Origin of the sequence: Methylobacterium goesingense, assembly GCF_022179225.1 — a bacterium.
GTDB lineage: Bacteria > Pseudomonadota > Alphaproteobacteria > Rhizobiales > Beijerinckiaceae > Methylobacterium > Methylobacterium goesingense.
Genome location: NZ_BPQL01000097.1, coordinates 1 through 17,658, shown reverse-complemented (window position 1 = coordinate 17,658; position 17,658 = coordinate 1). Strand labels below are relative to the sequence as shown.

Annotated in this window: 13 protein-coding genes and 1 riboswitch; of the genes, 4 read left to right on the top strand and 9 right to left on the bottom strand. The window is 69.0% G+C overall.

Translation table 11 applies throughout. From position 1 onward, the window contains the following. The first annotated feature begins 99 nt into the window (after window positions 1–99). Genes MFF30_RS17275 through MFF30_RS17260 form a run of 4 tightly spaced genes read left to right on the top strand, consistent with a single transcriptional unit; the run spans window position 100 to window position 4,928 of the window. Window positions 100–1,413 (top strand): substrate-binding protein, encoded by a 1,314-nt coding sequence (locus MFF30_RS17275; RefSeq protein WP_238280713.1) that lies wholly within the window; start codon window positions 100–102, stop codon window positions 1,411–1,413. Between the two features lie 11 nt (window positions 1,414–1,424). Then, complete coding sequence (locus MFF30_RS17270; protein WP_238280712.1) at window positions 1,425–2,300, top strand: branched-chain amino acid ABC transporter permease; 876 nt, start codon at window positions 1,425–1,427, stop codon at window positions 2,298–2,300. Further along, entirely contained in the window at window positions 2,300–4,237 is a 1,938-nt protein-coding gene (locus tag MFF30_RS17265; RefSeq protein WP_238280711.1) for a branched-chain amino acid ABC transporter ATP-binding protein/permease, read from the top strand. Before MFF30_RS17270 ends, MFF30_RS17265 begins: the two co-directional genes overlap by 1 nt. After that, entirely contained in the window at window positions 4,224–4,928 is a 705-nt protein-coding gene (locus MFF30_RS17260; RefSeq protein WP_238280710.1) for an ABC transporter ATP-binding protein, read from the top strand. The genes MFF30_RS17265 and MFF30_RS17260 overlap by 14 nt, the downstream gene beginning before the upstream one ends. A gap of 203 nt (window positions 4,929–5,131) precedes the next feature. Here the strand turns inward: MFF30_RS17260 and MFF30_RS17255 are convergent, their stop codons facing one another. The 9 genes from MFF30_RS17255 to soxC form a co-directional block, all read right to left on the bottom strand. After that, window positions 5,132–5,830, bottom strand: a complete 699-nt coding sequence (locus MFF30_RS17255; protein ID WP_238280709.1) for a DJ-1/PfpI family protein — start codon at window positions 5,828–5,830, stop codon at window positions 5,132–5,134. 519 nt (window positions 5,831–6,349) lie between these two features. Continuing rightward, window positions 6,350–7,513 (bottom strand): acetyltransferase domain-containing protein, encoded by a 1,164-nt coding sequence (locus tag MFF30_RS17250; RefSeq protein WP_238280708.1) that lies wholly within the window; start codon window positions 7,511–7,513, stop codon window positions 6,350–6,352. Beyond that, window positions 7,513–9,621 carry a TonB-dependent siderophore receptor gene (locus MFF30_RS17245; protein WP_238280707.1) on the bottom strand — a complete coding sequence of 703 codons (2,109 nt, stop codon included), beginning with the start codon at window positions 9,619–9,621 and terminating at the stop codon, window positions 7,513–7,515. Before MFF30_RS17245 ends, MFF30_RS17250 begins: the two co-directional genes overlap by 1 nt. 101 nt (window positions 9,622–9,722) lie before the next feature. Then, window positions 9,723–9,920, bottom strand: a riboswitch (cobalamin riboswitch). A 284-nt stretch (window positions 9,921–10,204) separates the two neighbouring features. Further along, on the bottom strand, window positions 10,205–12,295 hold the full coding sequence (locus tag MFF30_RS17240; protein WP_238280706.1) for a family 2A encapsulin nanocompartment cargo protein cysteine desulfurase: 2,091 nt from the start codon (window positions 12,293–12,295) through the stop codon (window positions 10,205–10,207). Then, entirely contained in the window at window positions 12,282–13,673 is a 1,392-nt protein-coding gene (locus tag MFF30_RS26000) for a family 2B encapsulin nanocompartment shell protein (protein WP_283205914.1), read from the bottom strand. The genes MFF30_RS17240 and MFF30_RS26000 overlap by 14 nt, the downstream gene beginning before the upstream one ends. A 462-nt stretch (window positions 13,674–14,135) precedes the next feature. Next, complete coding sequence (gene cysE, locus MFF30_RS17225) at window positions 14,136–14,999, bottom strand: serine O-acetyltransferase (protein WP_238280705.1); 864 nt, start codon at window positions 14,997–14,999, stop codon at window positions 14,136–14,138. Between the two features lie 54 nt (window positions 15,000–15,053). Then, window positions 15,054–15,245, bottom strand: coding sequence for a hypothetical protein (locus MFF30_RS17220; protein ID WP_056213034.1), 192 nt, complete (start codon window positions 15,243–15,245; stop codon window positions 15,054–15,056). Window positions 15,246–15,493: 248 nt separating this feature from the next. Next, complete coding sequence (locus tag MFF30_RS17215; RefSeq protein ID WP_238280704.1) at window positions 15,494–16,069, bottom strand: c-type cytochrome; 576 nt, start codon at window positions 16,067–16,069, stop codon at window positions 15,494–15,496. Continuing rightward, window positions 16,059–17,309, bottom strand: a complete 1,251-nt coding sequence (gene soxC, locus MFF30_RS17210) for a sulfite dehydrogenase (RefSeq protein WP_238280703.1) — start codon at window positions 17,307–17,309, stop codon at window positions 16,059–16,061. The genes MFF30_RS17215 and soxC overlap by 11 nt, the downstream gene beginning before the upstream one ends. Between the last annotated feature and the right edge of the window lie 349 nt (window positions 17,310–17,658).

Genomic DNA, 17,658 nt, shown 5'->3' with positions numbered 1-17,658 from the left:
GAACCGGTGCCGCCGGTGGCGAGCGGCGCGTGACTTGCTCGCCGCCTCCCTGACCGAGACCGTCATCCACGATCCCTGAAGCCACACCGGAGAGGCCCCATGATGCTCGATCGCCGCAAGCTCATCCTCGGAGGCGCCGCCGGCCTGATGCTGCCGGATCTGCGCGGGGCCTTCGCCCAGAGCCCCGCCCGGATCGGCACCTTCCCGGAAGGGGTCGGCACGGATTCGGTCTTCGTCGGCCTCAACATGCCTCTGACTGGCGTGTTCTCCGGCGACGGTAGCGACCTCAAGCTCGGCTACGAACTGGCCATCGCGCAGATCAACGCGGGCGGCGAGATCCCCGCCACCTGGGGCCTCAAGGGCAAGGGCGTGCTCGGACGCCAGATCCTCCACAAGATTGCCGACACGGAGGGCAAGCCCAACGTCGCGGTCCAGGCCGCGACCCAGTTCATCCAACGCGACAAGGCGATCCTGTTCCAGGGCTCCGTCAGCAGCGCCGAGGCCATCGCCCTCGAGGAACTCGCGAGCCGCGACAAGGTCCTCTACATGGTGGGCATCGCCGGCTCGAACGACGTCACCGGCAAGAACTGCCAGCGCTACGGCTTCCGCTCACAGCAGAACGCCTACATGGCCGCAAAGGCCCTCGCGCCCGTCGTCGCCAAGGCCCTCGGCAAGAAGCTCAAGGCGGCTTTCCTCGTCCCCGACTACACCTACGGCCAGACGGTCTACGACTCGTTCGCGAAGTTCTCGAAGGAGCAGGGCTGGACGCAGGTCCTCAAGGAGACGGTTCCCCTCGGCACGGCCGATTACAGCTCGGCCCTCCTTAACATCGCCAACAGTGGTGCCGATGTCTTCGTCAACATCTGCTTCGGGTCCGACGCGGTGGCCTCGACGAAACAAGCCGAGCAGTTCGGCGTCCTCTCCAGCATGAAGCTCGTGGTGCCCAACCTGTCCTCGTTCCAGGACAAGGAGGTCGGGCCCGAGCTGATGCAGGGCGTCTACGGATCCTGCGACTTCTGGTGGACGCTGGAGGACCGTTATCCCCTGGCCAAGACCTTCGTCGAGTCATTCTACGCCAAGAACAAGTACCGCCCGCGCTGGGGCGCCCACATCGCCTACATGCAGACCTACCTCTGGGCCCTGTCGGTGGAGCGGGCGGCAAGCTTCAACCCGGTCGACATCATCAAGGTGATGGAGGGCTCGAAGTCCCAACCCTACGAAACCACGATCGGCCGGGTCTACTACCGCGCCGAGGACCACCAGATGGTCCGCCCGATCCCGATCCTGCGCGGCAAGGCGCCCTCGGCCATGAAGGGCCCCGAGGACTTCTACGAGATCGTTGACCTCGTCGAGGGCGAGACGGTGATGAATCCGCCCGACCTGTTCGGGTGCAAGCTCGGCCCCTACACCTGAGGCCCGCGATCATGCCAAGCACCGCCGTCCTCCTGTCACAGGCCTTCAACGGCCTCGCCCTCGGCAGCTTGCTGGCGCTCGTCTCCAGCGGGCTCACCATCATCCTGGGCACGCTCGGCGTGCTGAACTTCGCCCACGGCGCGCTGTTCGCGGTGGGTGCCTACACCGCCTTCGTGATGATGCAGGCGACGCAGTCCTTCGTGCTCGCCCTGCTCGGCGGCTGCGCCGTCATGCTCATCATCGGCTTCGCCATGGAGCGGCTCGTCATCCGCCACTTCTACGCCCGGCCGGACGAGGACCAGATCCTCGTCACCTACGGAATCGGCATGGTGCTGGTGGAGGGCCTGCGAACCTGGTTCGGGGGCAACAGCCAGCGGGTGCCGGTCCCGTCCTGGGGTACCGGTGCGACGAAGCTCGGCTTTCTGGTTTACCCGACCTACCGCCTTCAGCTCATCGGCATCATCGCGGCCCTGCTGGTCGGTCTCTACCTTGTCCTATACCGGACGTCCGTGGGCCTCGTGGTGCGGGCCGGCATCGAGAATGCCGGCATGGTCGGCATTCTCGGCATCGACGTGCGCCGCACCTTCCTGTTCGTGTTCGCGGTGGGCATCGTCGCGGTCGGCCTCGCCGGCATGCTCTACGCCCCCGTGGTCGCGGTCACGCCCGACATGGGCGCGAGCTTCATGGTGCAGTCCTTCGTGGTGATCGTCCTGGGCGGCCTCGGCTCCTTTCCCGGCGCCATCGTGGGCGGCCTGATCGCCGGCGAGATCATCAGCCTGACGAGCGCCTTCAACTCCGCCTACTCGGAGGTGATGCTCTACGGCCTGATGGCCCTCGTCCTGGTGGCGCGGCCGCAAGGTCTGTTCGGCACGGAGGGCCGGGTCTGATGCTCTCCCGCCCGCTGCGCGCCGCCTGGCCCGAACTCGCCCTCCTCGTCGTTCTCCTCGCCGCCCCCGTGCTGCTGCCCCCGCTGGGCTTCTCGCACGACCTGCTGTCCCGGGCGCTCAACTGGGCCCTGTTCGGCCTCGGCCTCGACATCCTGTTCGGGCTGGCCGGCCTGCTCTCCTTCGGACAGGCGGCCTTCTACGGAGCCGGCGGGTTCGTCGCCGCCTACCTGCTGGTCTCCGGCCTCGTCCAGAGCGTCTGGCTCGCCTTCCTGATCGGCACGCTGGCGGCCGGCCTGTTCGGGCTCGCGGTCGGCTGGCTTGCGGTCCGGCGCATCGGCATCTACTTCGCCATGATCACCCTGGCCTTCGGGCAGATGGCTTACTTCGTCCAGAACTCGCCGCTCTCCGACTACACGGGCGGCGAGAACGGCATCGCGGGCGTTCCGGTCCCGGTGATCGGCTTCGGGGCGTCGGCCGTTCGGATCACCGCCGGGCTGCCCATGTACGCCCTTCTCGCGGCGACCTTTTTCCTCGGCTTCGTGCTGGCCCGGCGCATCGTGCATTCGCCGGTCGGGTTGATCCTGAAGGCCGTCAAGGAGAACACCCCGCGCGTGGCCATGCTCGGCCACGACGTACCGGCCTACAAGCTCGCGGCCTTCACCATCGCGGCCCTCTACGCGGGTCTGGCCGGCGCGATGCTGGGCTCCTTCCAGAGCTACATGCCCCCCGACGCCTTCGCGCTCGAGACGTCGGGCCAGCTGGTGGTGCAGACGATCGTCGGTGGGGTCGGGACCCTGGTCGGGCCCCTCGTCGGCGCGGCGCTGTGGCTCTGGCTGCGCGACAACCTCCAGCTCATCCCCGGCTTCGGTTCGCTCTGGAAGCTGATCCTCGGCGTGGCCTTCATCGGCCTCGTGATGGGTCTGCGGCGGGGCATCTGCGGAGAGATCCTGCATCGCTGGCGCCAGCGCGGCGAGGCTGCCCGCCTGCGGGCCGCGAAGGCCCGGACCGAGGCGATCGAGGCGGCAGCCGCCTTGGGGGACGCCGTGCCGCCGCACAGTCCGTCGGAGGTTGCCTTGCCCGAGGTCACTCTGCCGATGCCCCGGCCGGTCATCGATGGTCGCACCGCCCACGCGGAGATCGCCCTGGAGGCGCAGGGGCTGGCCCGGCATTACGGGGGCCTCAAAGCCGTGGACGGGGTGAGCTTCCAGGTCCGCCGCGGTTCGATCCATGCGGTCATCGGCCCGAACGGCGCCGGCAAGAGCACGCTCTTCAAGATGCTGTCCGATGAGGTGAGCCCGAGCGCCGGCGCGGTCCTGTTGTTCGGCGAGCAGCTCACGGGCGCAGGGGTGACGGAGGCGACGCAGCGCGGCGTCGCCAAGAGCAACCAGCTCAACCAGCTTTTCCTCAATCTCACCGTGCGGGAGAACCTGCGGGTGGCGGCGCTCGCCAGGGCGCGGGGCCGCTTCCGCCTCGACCTCCTGGCCCCGGTCCAGGGCCGGGCGGACGTCGAGGCTCAGGTCGCGACCATGCTGGGCGTCCTCGACCTGGGGATGCGTGCGGAGACCCGCGTCGGCGTGCTGGCCTACGGCGAGAAGCGCCGCCTCGAGATCGGGATGGCCCTGGCGACCAGCCCCAACGTGCTTCTCCTCGACGAGCCTCTGGCCGGGATGAGCCCCTCGGAACGCGTCGCGACCTGCGCGCTCATTCGCAGGATCGGCCGCTCCTGCACGATCCTCCTCGTCGAGCATGACCTCGACGCCGTCTTCGATTTGGCCGAGCGGATCACCGTACTCAGCGAGGGCCGCCTCCTCGCGGACGGCCCGGCCGAGGTCGTGCGCCGCGATCCGGCGGTCCAGAAGGCCTATCTCGGTGCGGCGCCGGATGAGGCCGCCGGCGAGGGAACCGCGATCGTGGGAGCCATGCATGAGCCTGCTTGAGGTCGAGAGCATCAACACCCTCTACGGCGACTCGCACGTCCTCTTCGACGTCTCCCTGCACGTGGAGGAGAACGAGGTCGTGGCCCTGCTCGGCCGCAACGGGGCCGGCAAGACCACGACCCTTCGGACCCTGATGGGCGCACTCGCGCCGCGCAGCGGCACGATCCGCCTCGACGGCCGGCCGATCCAGGGATTGCCACCCGAGAAGATCGCCCGCGTCGGCATGCAGTTGGTGCCGGAGGAGCGCGCCGTCTTCGGCACCCTGACGGTGGAGGAGAACCTGCGCGTCGCCCGCCTCACCGCGCCGAATGGCTGGTCCCTCGACCGGGTCTGGGAGGTCTTCCCGCGCCTGAAGGAGCGCCGGACCTCGCGGGGCCGCACCCTGTCGGGCGGCGAGCAGCAGATGCTGGCGATCGCCCGGGCCCTCATCCGCGATCCTCGGATCATCCTCCTCGACGAGCCGTTCGAAGGCTTGGCACCGCTGATCGTGCAGGACCTGATCGCGCTCACGCGCCGCCTCGCGGAGGAGGGCCGCACCATCGTCGTCGTCGAGCAGAACGTGGCCGCGGTGCTCAGCTTCGCCCAGCGGGTCTACGGCTTCAACAACGGCCACGTGGTCTACGAAGGGTCGGCGGCCGCGCTGCGGGCCGACCCGGCGCCGATGCGCGCCTTCATGGGGCTGGCCGCGTGACGGGCGCGGCCCGCGTCTCCTTCGACGCCGCCCGGAGATCGAGCGGGGCGCACGATCACAGCCATTCCCGTCACGCGCCGCTTCCCGCGGGCGGCGGCGCCTCTGCAGGGGGAGCCGATCCGCCTCGCCGATGATCCTCTCGCCCACATCCGTCCGGGATGAGCCCCGGGCGCAGCGTGGTCTCCTGAACCGTTCTCGGGACCTCAGAGCCCGAGCCGGTCCTGAACCCTGCGGGCCGTCTCGGCGCGCCGCGCGGTGATCTCGGCTGCCGCCGCCTTCGCGCGTTCGAGCACGATCGGCGGAGCGCTCTCCGGCGTGCCCGCGTCGAAGGGAGGTTCGGGCGCGTAGGCCATGTAGAGCTGGATGAGCTGGGCTGCTTCGACCCCGCGCAAGCGGGCCGCGACCGTCAGCGCACCGTCGATCCCCGAAGTGACCCCGGCCGCGAACACCATGTTGCCGTCCTCGACGACGCGCGCGTTCACCGGGGTGGCTCCGAAGTGGTGCAGGAGGTGGTGGGCGCTCCAGTGGCTCGTGGCCCGGCGTCCCTTCAGGAGCCCGGCGGCCCCGCAGATCAGGGCGCCGGTGCAGACGGAGAAGACGCACAGGGCACCCGAGGCCTGCCGCCGGATCCAGTCGAGGACCTGTTCGTCTTCCATCAGGGCTTCCTGGCCGTAGCCGCCCGGCACGTGAAGCACGTCGAGGGACGGGGCCTGTTCGAGCTCAGCATCGGCGACCAGGCGCAGGCCCCGAAGATCCCGGACCGGCTCGGTGTCCTTCGCGTAGATCCGGTAGGTCGCGTTCGGGATCCGGGACAGGACCTCGAACGGCCCCGTCAGATCGATCTGATCGATGCCCTCGAACAGCAGGGATCCGATCTGAAGATGGCGGTCTGGATCGATCATGCCGAAAGCCTTCCCTCAAGGACGTGGTTGATTGTGGGGCGTCTCTCGCGAAACCGGTCGCGGGACCCGCCGGGTGGGACACCGACGTGACGCAGAGAGGCGCGCCGCATCGTTACGTGGGTTCGAACCCCGCAGAGCAGGGCAACAGCGGAAACGTTGGCCCGTTCGGCTTCGAGGCGCCAATGGGCCTGCGATGTCCAGAAGCTGGGCAGGAGCCGCCGCGAGGACGAGAATCCGCCGGGATCGAAGGTCACGCGACGATGCGCGGCGAAGGGATGCCATAGCGGCGATCCTTGCACCGGCCATCCGCCCTCACAACGTCATTGTCCCCTCGTTTTCTGCCATGCGACGCATGCTTGTGATTGGTCCGCGCGTCTTCGCTTCGCAAGCAAAGCGTGATCTTTACGGTTCCGTCTCCCGTGCGCGGGCCGGAAAGGCTTACCCGATGCAGCCATAGAGCGGACGGAACGTCATGGCAGCGCCTCTGCCGGAGCCTCCGAAACGGACCTCTGGCGGGCGCTACAGGTAGCTCAATGCCGACCAGGCCGCCCGGCGCTTCAGACGGACCATCCAGCGGCACGCGAGCCAGAGGGGCGTGACTAGGATCGCCGCGACCAGCCAGATCTGCCACGGGGCCGCCGCCTCGATCCGCCCGGAGGGGCCGGCGAGGCCGAGCGCCAGGGCGCCGTCGTGGAGCAGGCGCAGCAGCCAGAGATGGGCCAAGTAGAAGAACAGCGGCGCCCCCCCGAAGGTGCGCAGAACACCGAGGCCTTGCGGCGGCACCGCCTCGAACAGGGCGAGGAGCCAAAGGCCGAGGCCCAGGGTCAGCAGCAGGAAGTCGGCCGAGGGCGGGTACTTGGTCAGATTGACGAAGGAAAGCGCGGTCACGAACGGCGTCGCCCCTGTCTGCCACGGCACCGGCTCGCCGTAGCCGTTGAAGCTTCGCAGAGTGAGGAAGGCGGCGAGCGCCGCGCCGCCGAGCGCCAGGAGCCACGCGCGGCGGGTGGCCGGCGCGATCGGTCCGGCAAAGAGCAGCCCGAGGGCGTACCCCGCCGCGATCACGCCGAACCAGGGCAGCACGGGGTAGGAGGTCCGCGCCACGCCCCAGGGTAAATCGATGACGCCCCGCTGGTGCAGGATCGACCAGAGCATGTAACCCGTGTCGCCCGGTCCGAGCACGAGTCCGTCGAGCCCGTTGTGGCCGAGCATCACCGCCAGGGCGAAGAGGATCAGTCCAGCGCGCGGCAGCCAGAGCAGGCCGGCCAGCGCCACCATGCTGAGGCCGATGGCCCAGATCACCTGCAGGTAGAGGATCGGCGGCAGGAGGCTGCGGGTCCAGGCGAAGTTCACCAACGTCACCTCCAACAGGATCAGCAGGAGGCCGCGCTTGGCTAGGAACACGCTGGTCGCCCGCCGGTCGCCGTGCTTGTGCGCGTGGAGGCTGGCCGAGAGGCCGGTGAGCAGGATGAAGACCGGCGCGCAGAGATGCGAGGTGAGCCGGGTCAGGACGAGGTCCGGCGGCGTGAGGCTCAGATCCATGGGGTCGCGGACCTGGCCGTGCAGGTAGACGAACTCCCGCACGTGGTCGACAAGCATGAGCAGCATGACGAGGCCCCGAAGGGCATCGATCGAGAGGAGGCGGCCGCTGGCGGGCGGGACGGACGTCAGAGCATGCGCGGCCATCAGAATCCTGCGGTCATGCTGACGGTGACCCGGCGCGGTTCGCCGACGCCGACCCAGAAGCTGTTGTAGGAGCGCTCGTAGTAGGTCTCGTCGAAAATGTTGTCGACGTTGATCCCGAAACGCAGGTTCTCGTAGCGATAGTAGGCCAGCGCATCCGTCAGGACGTAGCCCGGCAGGCGAAAGCGCTCGTTGCCGCTGTCACCGAGGCGCGAACCGACGGCCCGAACCCCGCCGCCGATGCCAAAGCCCTTCCAGTCGCCGGCCCGAACCTCATAGATGCCGAGGAGGGAGCCGCTGTGACGCGGTATGTTGAGGAGCGGCGAGCCCACACGCAGCACCTCGTCACGGGTGACCGCCGCGTCGATGAAGGCGTAGCCCCCGATGACCCGGAACTCCGGCGTGACCTGTCCGACGAGGCTGACGTCAAAGCCTTGGCTGCGCACCGCCCCGGCGGCGATCTGGAAGAAGAAGTCCGCCGGGTCGGTGGTGAGCACGTTCTCCTTCTCGATGTGGAACGCGGCTGCCGTCACGCTGAGGCCGTCGAACAGGTCGACCTTGGTCCCGACCTCGTAGGCGAACCCGGTCTCGGGCGCGAAGGGGCGGGACGCGCTGTCGAAGCCGGTGTTGGGGCGGAACGAGGCGGCGACGTTTCCGTAGAGGGCCAGGAACGACAGCGGCTGGTAGACGAGGCCGGCGCGCGGCGAGAACCCGGTGCGGTCCTGCTCGGTGCGCTCGTTCGCGACCTTGTCGCGGAAGGTCTGGTTGTAGAAGTCGGTGCGGTTGCCGATCAGCAGCTTCCACTCAGGGCTGAGCGCAATCTGATCCTGGAGGTAGAGGGCCGTGTTGCCGACGTTCTTGCTCGCGCTGTACCGGCGCGTGAACGGGGGCTTGGCCTGCCCGTAGACGGGATTGAAGAGATCGATGGCGAAGGGGTCGAGGCGCGGGGTCGAGCGCAGGAGGTTCTCGGTGCTGTTGTAGCGCTCATGCTCCAGACCGAGCAGCAAGGTGTGGGCGAAGGGTCCGGTCTCGAAGCGACCGACGAGTTCGGCCTGGCCGATGGCGACGCCCCAGGTGAAGTCGTGCCGGCGGAACTCGCGCAGCAGCGTGCGGCCATCGTCGAGGATGCCGGTCACGCCGGTCTGTAGGCCGATGAGGCTGCCGGTGTTGAGATGGCCGGCGACGCGGAGCTGCCAGTCGGTGTTGAAGGCGTGCTCCAGCCGCACCTGCAGCAGCGCGCTCTCGGACACCGAATCGTCGCCCGGCTCGCCGAAGAAGCGCGAGCGCGGGACGAGGCCGAGGCGATTGTTCACCGCCACCGTGCCGCGGTCGAAGGTCTGGCGGTTGCGCAGGTATTGCGTCTCGAACGTGATCTTCGTGTCGGGGGTGACCTGCCAGCTCACCACCGGCGCCAAGAGCACGCGGTCGCCGTCGACGAAATCGCGAAAGCTGTCCTGGCGGGCGAGCACCCCGTTAAAACGGTAGAGCACATTGCCGTCCTCGCTCAGCGCGCCGCCGGCATCGACCGTTGTCCTGGCGGTGCCGAAGCTGCCGAACAGCGTGCCCATCTCGACGAAGGGGCGCGCCACCGGTTGCTTGGTCAGGATGTTGACGGTCCCGCCCGGGTCGCTGCGCCCGTAGAGGGCACCAGCCGGGCCTTTCAGGACCTCGATGGACTGGACGTTCTGGGTGTCGGGGGCGCCGTTGTAGCCCCGGGCGATGTTGAACCCATTCTGGAAGATGTCCTGGGTGGCGAAACCCCGCACCGAGTACAGGGCGAGGTTCTGGGCGCCGAAATCATTCTGCTTGCCAACGCCCGGCACATAGTCGAGGGCGCGCTCGACCCGGGTCGCGGCGGTGTCGATCAGGACTTCGTGGGGCAACACGTCGATCTGCTGCGGCACGTCGCGGCGCGGCGTCACCGTCTTGGTCCCGCTGTAGAGCTCGGGCACTCGATAGGTCGGCGTGGCGGTGAAGGTGCCTTCGACGGAGAGCGCATCGAGCACCACGGCGGTCTCGCCGGAACGCCCGCCCTGCGCTGCAACGGCGGAGGGGATCGCACAGGCCAAGACCAGCGCGGGCCAGAACGGATTTGATGGACGACGGGACAAACGGACGGCCTCGGCAGTGGCACGTCACCGCGAACGAGACCGAACCACGCGCGCGCGCATGCTTCCGCACCCGCCGGGACACCCCGCCCAGCGCGTTTCGCGTGTGACCACGACTGACGGCAGGTCTCCTGGCTCGCGGGTCGTCACCCTTCACCGTCTTCCCGAGCAAGGGGCTCAGTGACGTAAGTGGTGAAGGGCTCGCCGCTTACAGTTGCGGGGGCAGCCGCGGCATCGGGCTTCCACCCTCACCGCGTTCCCTTTTGATCCTCCGGGGAGGAACCGTCGATCGCCAGGAGGCCAGACCGAACGATCCGCCGTCAATGGCACGCAAAGGCTTTCCGACGCTGTGTGCTCGCAAGGTTACAGGCGGGCACGCACGAAGGCTCGCCTCGATGATCTTCAGCATCCGGTCCCGAAAAACACAGCCTGTACGCGAACCATCGTAAAAACACCCGGCCTGGCTGCGGACCAGGCACGCAGTTTCTGATCTGACCCGGTCGTACATTCTGCCGTCATGGCTGCCTGATTGCGGACCATAACGACCGGTCCCCTCGGAATGCGAACCAAAGCGAAGGCCGCTTTCCTATCGCCGCGGCAGGCTGTGCAGCGCCCTCAGGAAGGCGTCCACGTCCGCGCGGGTGTTGTAGAAAGCCAGCGAGGCCCGCACCGACTGGTCGACGCCGAACCGGCGCAGGGCGGGGAGGGCGCAATGGTGGCCCGAGCGCACCGCGATGCCGCCTGCGTCGAGATGGTGGGCCACCGCCTCGTTTTCGTACCCGTCGATGACGAAGGACATCACGCTCGCCTTCTGGCGGGCGGTGCCGATCAGGCGCAGACCCTTCACGTCGGCGAGGCCGGCCTGCGCGTAGTCCAGCAGGTCGTGCTCGTAGGCGGCGATGCCGGGTAGTCCGACCCCTTCCAGGTAGTCGAGGGCGGCGCCGAGGCCGACCGCGCCAGCGATATCGGGGGTGCCGGCCTCGAATTTCTCCGGAGCGCCTTTGTAGACGGTCTTCGCGAAAGTGACGTCTTCGATCATGTGGCCGCCGCCCTGCCAGGGTGGCATCGCCTCCAGGAGGTGTTTCTTGCCGTAGAGGGCGCCGATGCCCGTCGGCCCGAACACCTTGTGGCCGGAGAAGACGAGGAAATCGGCATCGAGCGCCTGCACGTCGAGGGGGATGTGGGGCGAGGACTGGGCCGCATCCACCAGCACCGGCACGCCGTAGGCGTGGGACAGCGCGATGATCTCCCGGACCGGATTGATGGTGCCGAGCGCGTTGGCGACGTGGGTCACCGAGACGATCTTGGTGCGGCCTGAAAGCAGGGCCGCGAACTGCTCGAAGATGATCTCGCCACGGTCGTCCACCGGGATCACCCGCAGGATCGCGCCCGTGGACTGGGTCAGGAGCTGCCAGGGCACGATGTTGGCGTGGTGCTCGATCTGGCTGACGATGATCTCGTCGCCTGGCCCGATGTTGGCGCGACCGTACGAATTGGCCACGAGGTTGATCGCCTCGGTGGTGCCGCGCAGGAAGACGATGTCGTCCTTGGAGGGGGCGTTGAGGAAGCGCCTGACCTTCTCGCGCCCCCCCTCGAACAGGTCCGTCGAGCGCGCCGCGAGAGTGTGGGCGGCCCGGTGGATGTTCGAGTTGTGGCGACCGTAGAACTCCGATGTGGCATCGATGACGGATTGCGGCTTGTGAGTGGTGGCCGCGTTGTCGAGCCAGACCAGGGGATGCCCGTTGACGCTCTGGTGAAGGGCCGGGAAGTCCTTGCGGACGCGCTCGACATCGAAGGGCGCAGCCACCGGGCTCGACCCGTGGGCGGTCACGCGCGGGGCAGGCCCGCCGTGCCGTGAGGGCTCGGCGCGCGGGGAGGCGTGCGGCTTCGAGGCGCGCCGGGACTGAGCCGGGGACGAACCCGAGAGAAAATAGTAGTCGCCAGACGCGGACGCCGCGTCGCTGCCCGCTTGCGTCGCGTGGACGGGCTCCCCCGAAAGATACCCCGTGCGCCGATAGTTTTCCTGGGCGACGTCCCCGCCGTGCTTCGACGGATCGGCCGGCACAAAGCTCGGTGCGATCGCGTGCGCGAAGGCGTTCGCGCGCGGATGATCCTTCGCGATCGTCCGGTGCAGGTCGGAGCCGCCGGGCAGGAAGGCGGCCACTTCCGGCACGGTGGGCACGAAGAATTCCGGCAGGCCGTGCCGGGCCGATAACGGGTCGGCGAGGGGATGGACCGAGGGGATCGTCGCCGTGTCGAGGAAGCCGGCGGCCGGCGGCGCGGACGTGGCGCCGAACGGGTTGGCGGCCGACGGCCCGGTCAGGCCCGGCAGCCCGACGCTCGGGCGAACGACGTTGCGCGCCCCGAGGGCCGCAGCGTTGGGCTGGAGGCCCGACGGCAGGGCGCCCGAGGGCACCGAGGGCGTGCCGATGGCGGCCCCCGGAAGCGATGGCTGCCCGGGGCCCTGGGGAAGGCTCTCAGCGCCTTGAGGCAGCTGCGGCGAAGCCGGCAGCGAGGGGGTCAGCGGCGCGGAAGCCGCGTTCCCCTGGCCGTAGATTTCGCGGGCGAGGCGTCCGATGAGGTCGGCATGCGCCAAGGAACCGGCGGAGTCGCCGGCCGCTCCCGTGGGGAGGCCGAAGCTGGACGTTCCCAAGACGCCGGGCTCAGGCGTAGTCATGGTAGTTACCCAGCAGAACGTTATCGAGGCGTGCGATGGCATCCTCCACCAGCACGGCGGCGGAGAAGTAGCGGGTCACGAGGTGCGAGGCGATGGAATGGTCGTTGGTGCCCATGTAGCGCACCGACAGGCCGGGCTCGATCTCGCCGGTGACGCCGGACTTCTGCAGGCCGACCACGCCCTGCTCGCCCTCGCCGACGCGCAGCAGCAGGATCGAGGTGGTCTGGGCGCCGGTGAGCGGATCGGTGTCGATCGGCAGCTTGTCGCTGGGCACGAGCGGCACGCCGCGCCAGGTGATGAAGGGCGCGCCGAACAGGTGGATCACCACCGGGGGCACGCCGCGGCGGGTGGCTTCCCGTCCGAAGGCCGCGATGGCCCGGGGATGCGCCACGAAGAACGCGGGCTTCTTCCAGACCAGCGTCAGCAGTTCGTCGAGGTCGTCCGGCGTGGGTGGGCCGCCACGGGTGGGGATGCGCTGACGTCCGCCGACCTCGTTCAGCAGGCCGAATTCCGAATTGTTGAGCAGTTCCCACTCCTCACGCTCCTTCACGGCATCGACCGTGAGGCGAATCTGCTCGCGCAGCTGATCGATCTCGTTGGAGTAGAGGTCGGTGACGCGGGTGTGGGTGTTGAGGATCGTCTGGATCGTGGAGAGGTGGTACTCGCGCGGGTCGATCTCGTAATCCACGAAGGTGGTCGGTAGGCGCGGCGCGCCGGTCTGCACCGCGAGCAGTTCGATGCCCTGCTCGCCGTGGCTGTTGGTGTGACCCCTCAGGCGATCACGCTCCTCGACATATTGCGCGATGCGGTTCTTGACGGCGTCGTCGCCCAGCGCCGCCCGGTCGAGGGTCAGCAGCGTGACGGCCGAGAGCGCCTTGACGGCGGGAGCGGGCTGGCCGTCGCCCGTGAGGGTGTCGTCGCCGAAGAAGTCGCCCCGGGTGGCGAGCCCCGAGCGCAGCCGGTTCTGGTACGGGCCGGACAGGGACAGCTCGACGGTGCCGTCGGCGACGATGGTCAGGCTGCGGTCGCCCGCGCCGCCTTCCGAGATCGTCTCGCCGGCGCTGTGTTTGCTCTCGGTAAACCGGTCGGCGAGGGCCGCGAGTTCGGCATCGCCCAGCCGGCTGAACGGCGGCACGGCGCGTAAGGAAGCAGGGCTGATCGCGCGTGCCTTGTCGGCGGCGGCGAACGCGATGCGGCCGGGCTTGGCCAGCACGACGGCGCGCCGGTTCACGCGGTAGACGCCGCCATCCACGTTGACGAAGGGCAGGAGCCGCAGGAGCCAGCGCGGGGTGTTGGCGAGGTTCTGGACCGACGTGACGGTCGCCGTCGATAGATTGCGTGCTGCGGATGCGCCCACGCTCTGCCCCTGTCCGCTCATGGTTGGTCGTCTCCGTCTGGATTGTCGGGTGATGGCGTGCGAATCCGGCCATGGATCGGCGCGACCACAGTCGAGCGACTGCGCGCTTAATAATAACGCTGCAGCGACCACGTCGAAGTCTTGTCATATCCGGCACGATTATTTGCACTGCGCCGGACGTAATGCGGTACTAACCGCGGCAGCGACCCAGCGTCAATGGAATAATATTCCAAATTTGATGCGATACTAGAAGAAACTACCTCGAATTCGTTCGTATGCAAAATAAGCTGCTTATGAGCTGGATATACAGAGAATACCATTCTCCAAAGAGGGTGATCTGGAGAAACGGTTGGAACAATCTGGCCCGTGAGCCATCCGCCTAGCAGGGGTGACCCGTGCACGCGGCAGGTCGCTGCGTTTGCCCGAGGATGGAAAGTCGGCTCCGCCGAAGCCCTCGAGTCCGCCCGTCCGGCCCCCGAACCCTCAGATTCCGTCGGCGAAGAACTGGTCCATGGTCTGGGCGGGGTCCTCGGCGGCAATGATTCGCGACACGACGCGGGCCGGCACGCCCGCCACGGTGGTGTGGGCCGGCACGTCGTGCAGGACGACGGCCGCGGCGGCCACCTTCGCGCCCTCGCCGACCCGGATGTTGCCGAGCACCTTGGCGCCGACGCTGAGGAGGACGCCGCGCTCGATCTTCGGATGGCGGTCGCCGCTCTCCTTACCGTTGCCCCCCAGGGTCACGGATTGCAGGATCGAAACGTCGTCGGCGATCACCGTGGTCTCGCCGATCACGACACCGGTGGCGTGGTCGATGAAGACACCCGAGCCGATCCGCGCCGCCGGGTGGATGTCGGCGCCGAACACCTCGGAGATCCGGCTCTGGATGTGCAGCGCCAGGGTTGCGCGGCCCTGGTGCCAGAGCCAGTGCGCCACCCGGTAGCCCTCCAGGGCGGCGAGCCCCTTGTAGAACAGGAAGGGGTCGAGGTAGCGCCGGCAGGTCGGGTCGCGCTCGCGGATGGCCACGAGGTCGCGCACGGCGTGCTCGCCCGCATGTGGGTCGGCCTCGAAGGCCGAGAGGCAGAGGTCGCGGGTGGAGAGCCGCGCGAGGTCGCCGTCGCCGAGGCGATGGGCGAGGCGGTAGGCGAAGGCGTGGACCAGGCTCGGCTGGTCGAGCACCGTCGCCTGGATGATGCCGGCATAGAGCGGCTCTTCGATCAAGGCCGCCTCCGCCTCGGCGCGCATCGCCCGCCAGACGTCCGAGCCGGCCGTGGTCTGGCTCACGCTGCGCAGGGGCGGGCGCAGGAGGTTGCTGGGACCGCGCGAGGCCTGGCTGCCAGCGGTCATGCGAGTAGGCTCATGCGGATCGCGAGGTCCGGGCGGCGCGCGGCGACATCGGCCTCAACCGACGCGCTGGAAGAGGGCGGCGATGTAGCCCACGAGAAGGCCGTGTCCGTCGAACTGTACGTCCACGACCTGCGCCCCGTCCCGGGCCGGCAGGACGTCGACGATGCGCCCGGTGGCGTGGCGCCAGATCCCGAGGGCATCGGCCACGTCGAGCCGGGCGAACACAACCTGATCTCCAAGAACCATCGTTTTCTCCGGTCTGTACGTCGTCGCTTGAGGAGGGTGGAGAGGGGGTGCCGGTGGCGCGGTCCGGGGTCCGCGGACGGACCTTCGCGGGGCACGGACGGGAGCGCCGCGCCTCGGGGAAGTGTGCCGATCCGGGGCCTCCAGGGTCAATGAGAGCGGTTTCCAAAGATCGGCCGCCTGCGGGCACAGCCTTCCTCCCTAACGGGCCCCGGGAGCAGGCTTGTCCTGCGCGGCCGATTCCGGCCGGCTCAGCGGGCCGGCACCGGAATGTCGGGGCGCGCATCCCCGGTGAAGCCGTGCCGGTTCGGCATCGTCACAGCCGGGAGCGTGCCGGCGTCCAGCACGGCGTCCTCCGGCAGGAGGCCGTTGAGGTGGAGGACATAGGCGCTCAGGGCATAGGTCTCGTCCGCGCCGAGGGATTGCGGCGCATCGAAGGGCATGGCGCGGCGGATGTAGTCGAATAAGGTGGTGGCGTAGGGCCAGTAGCTGCCCACCGTCCGGACCGGCTTCGGTGTGGCGAGGGAGCCCTGGCCGCCCACGAGAACGTCGGCCGCGCCGCCTTCGCCCTTCGCCCCGTGGCAGGCCGCACAGCGAGCCCCGAACAGGGCAGCGCCGTCGCGGACGCTGCCGTGGCCCGGAGGCAGGCCCCGGCCGTCGGCCCGGACGTCGATATCCCAGGCGGCCAAGCGTTCGGGTGTGGCCGCTTGGCCGATGCCGAGGCGATCCGACGGGCCGTGCAGACTGGCGGCGGGCCCACTGGGATCGGCCAGGGCCGCACCGGTCAGGACAAGGCAGGCGAGGGTTCCGAGGAGGCTAACCCGCATGGCTGACGCCTCCATCGGCGGCGACCTGCCAGCCGAACGTCGCGTTGTTGTGGTAGAAGGACTGGGTGCCCCGCACCGCGACCAGGGCGGCGCGGTCGGGCTGGACGTAGCCGGTTTCGTCGGTGGCGCGGCTGAGGAGCTGGGCCGGGCCGCCCTCCCAGCGCCAGGGCAGCCGGAACCGGGTGAGGCAGCGCGGCAGGACCGGACCCTCGAGGGTCGCCGCCTGCCAGCGGGCGCCCCCGTCCGTAGAGACCTCGACCCGGGCGATCCGACCCCGCCCGGTCCAGGCGAGGCCCCGGATCTCGCGGAAGCCCGGCTCGCCCAGGCGCTCGCCGCCCGAAGGCGTGGTGATGACGGATTTGGCCTCCATTACGAAGGTGAACTGCCGGGCCGTCCCGTCCGGCATCAGGTCGGTGTACTTCGCGGTCTCTTCGCGGGTCTGGAACGGCTGGTCCCCGACCTTGAGGCGACGCAACCACTTAACGCTGAGGTTGCCTTCCACGCCCGGCACGAACAGCCGCAGCGGATAGCCCTGCTCCGGTCGCAGGCGCTCGCCGTTCTGGGCATAGGCCAGGATCGCGCCGTCGCGAGCGAGGTCGAGGGGAAGGCTGCGGCTCATCCCGGAGGCGTCGGCGCCTTCGGCGAGGATCCAGGCGGCGCCCGGCTTCACGCCGACCTCGTCGAGCAAGGTGGAGAGCTCGACCCCGGTCCACTCGGAGCAGGAGAGCAGGCCGTGGCTCTCCTGCAGGGTCCAGGACGGTTTGGCCCCGAGCCAGGGCGTGTTGCCCGAACATTCCAAGAAGTGAATGCGCGACACGGCAGGCATCCGCAGCAGGTCGTTCAGGGTCAGGACGAGGGGGCGCTCCACCAGACCGTGGATCGCCAGCCGGTGCCGGTCCGGTTCGATCGCCGGCACGCCGGCATGGTGACGCTCGAAATGTAGGCCGTTCGGCGTGATGATCCCGTGCAGGTGTTGGAGCGGCGTGCCGGTCGAGGCCGCCCCCGGAAAGTGCGGCGGCGTGCGCGGCCGACGTCCCAGCCGCTCGAAGAGAGAGGGCTGACCGTAGGCCGGCGAGGCCACCGGCGCCCCGGGGGTGCGGCTCCACTGGGGAACCTCCAGGGGTCCGACGGCGCCCGTGGCACGGGCCGTTGCGGCGAGCCCGACCCCACCGGCCGCACCAGCGGCGAGGCGGAGGAAACTGCGTCGATGCGCAAGCCGGCGCAGGGCGTCAGGGGGCATGGGCGGGGGACATGGGACGGAATCCGCACGAGGGTGGGGAGGATCGGGGCACGGGGGCCGCACGCAAGGGTGCGCGAGCGGACCGAATCAACGGCGCCCCGAAGACCGATATTCAACCGTATTCAGGCCGGGCGATCAACGAAACGATCTTTCCATCTTCGGCGGATAACGAAAGAAATAGCCTCCGGACGAGCCGGCTCCGGGGTGAAATGCTTGCCGGGACGTTCGATCGGGCTCCGGTCCCCGCGGAGGCCGCAACGCCTCCACGGAGGATCGGCGAAAGAAGTGGCACTTCCCTGCATGGGAGCGGAGTTTCCGGCGCGCAATTTAGCGCCGGAAACTCCGCTCC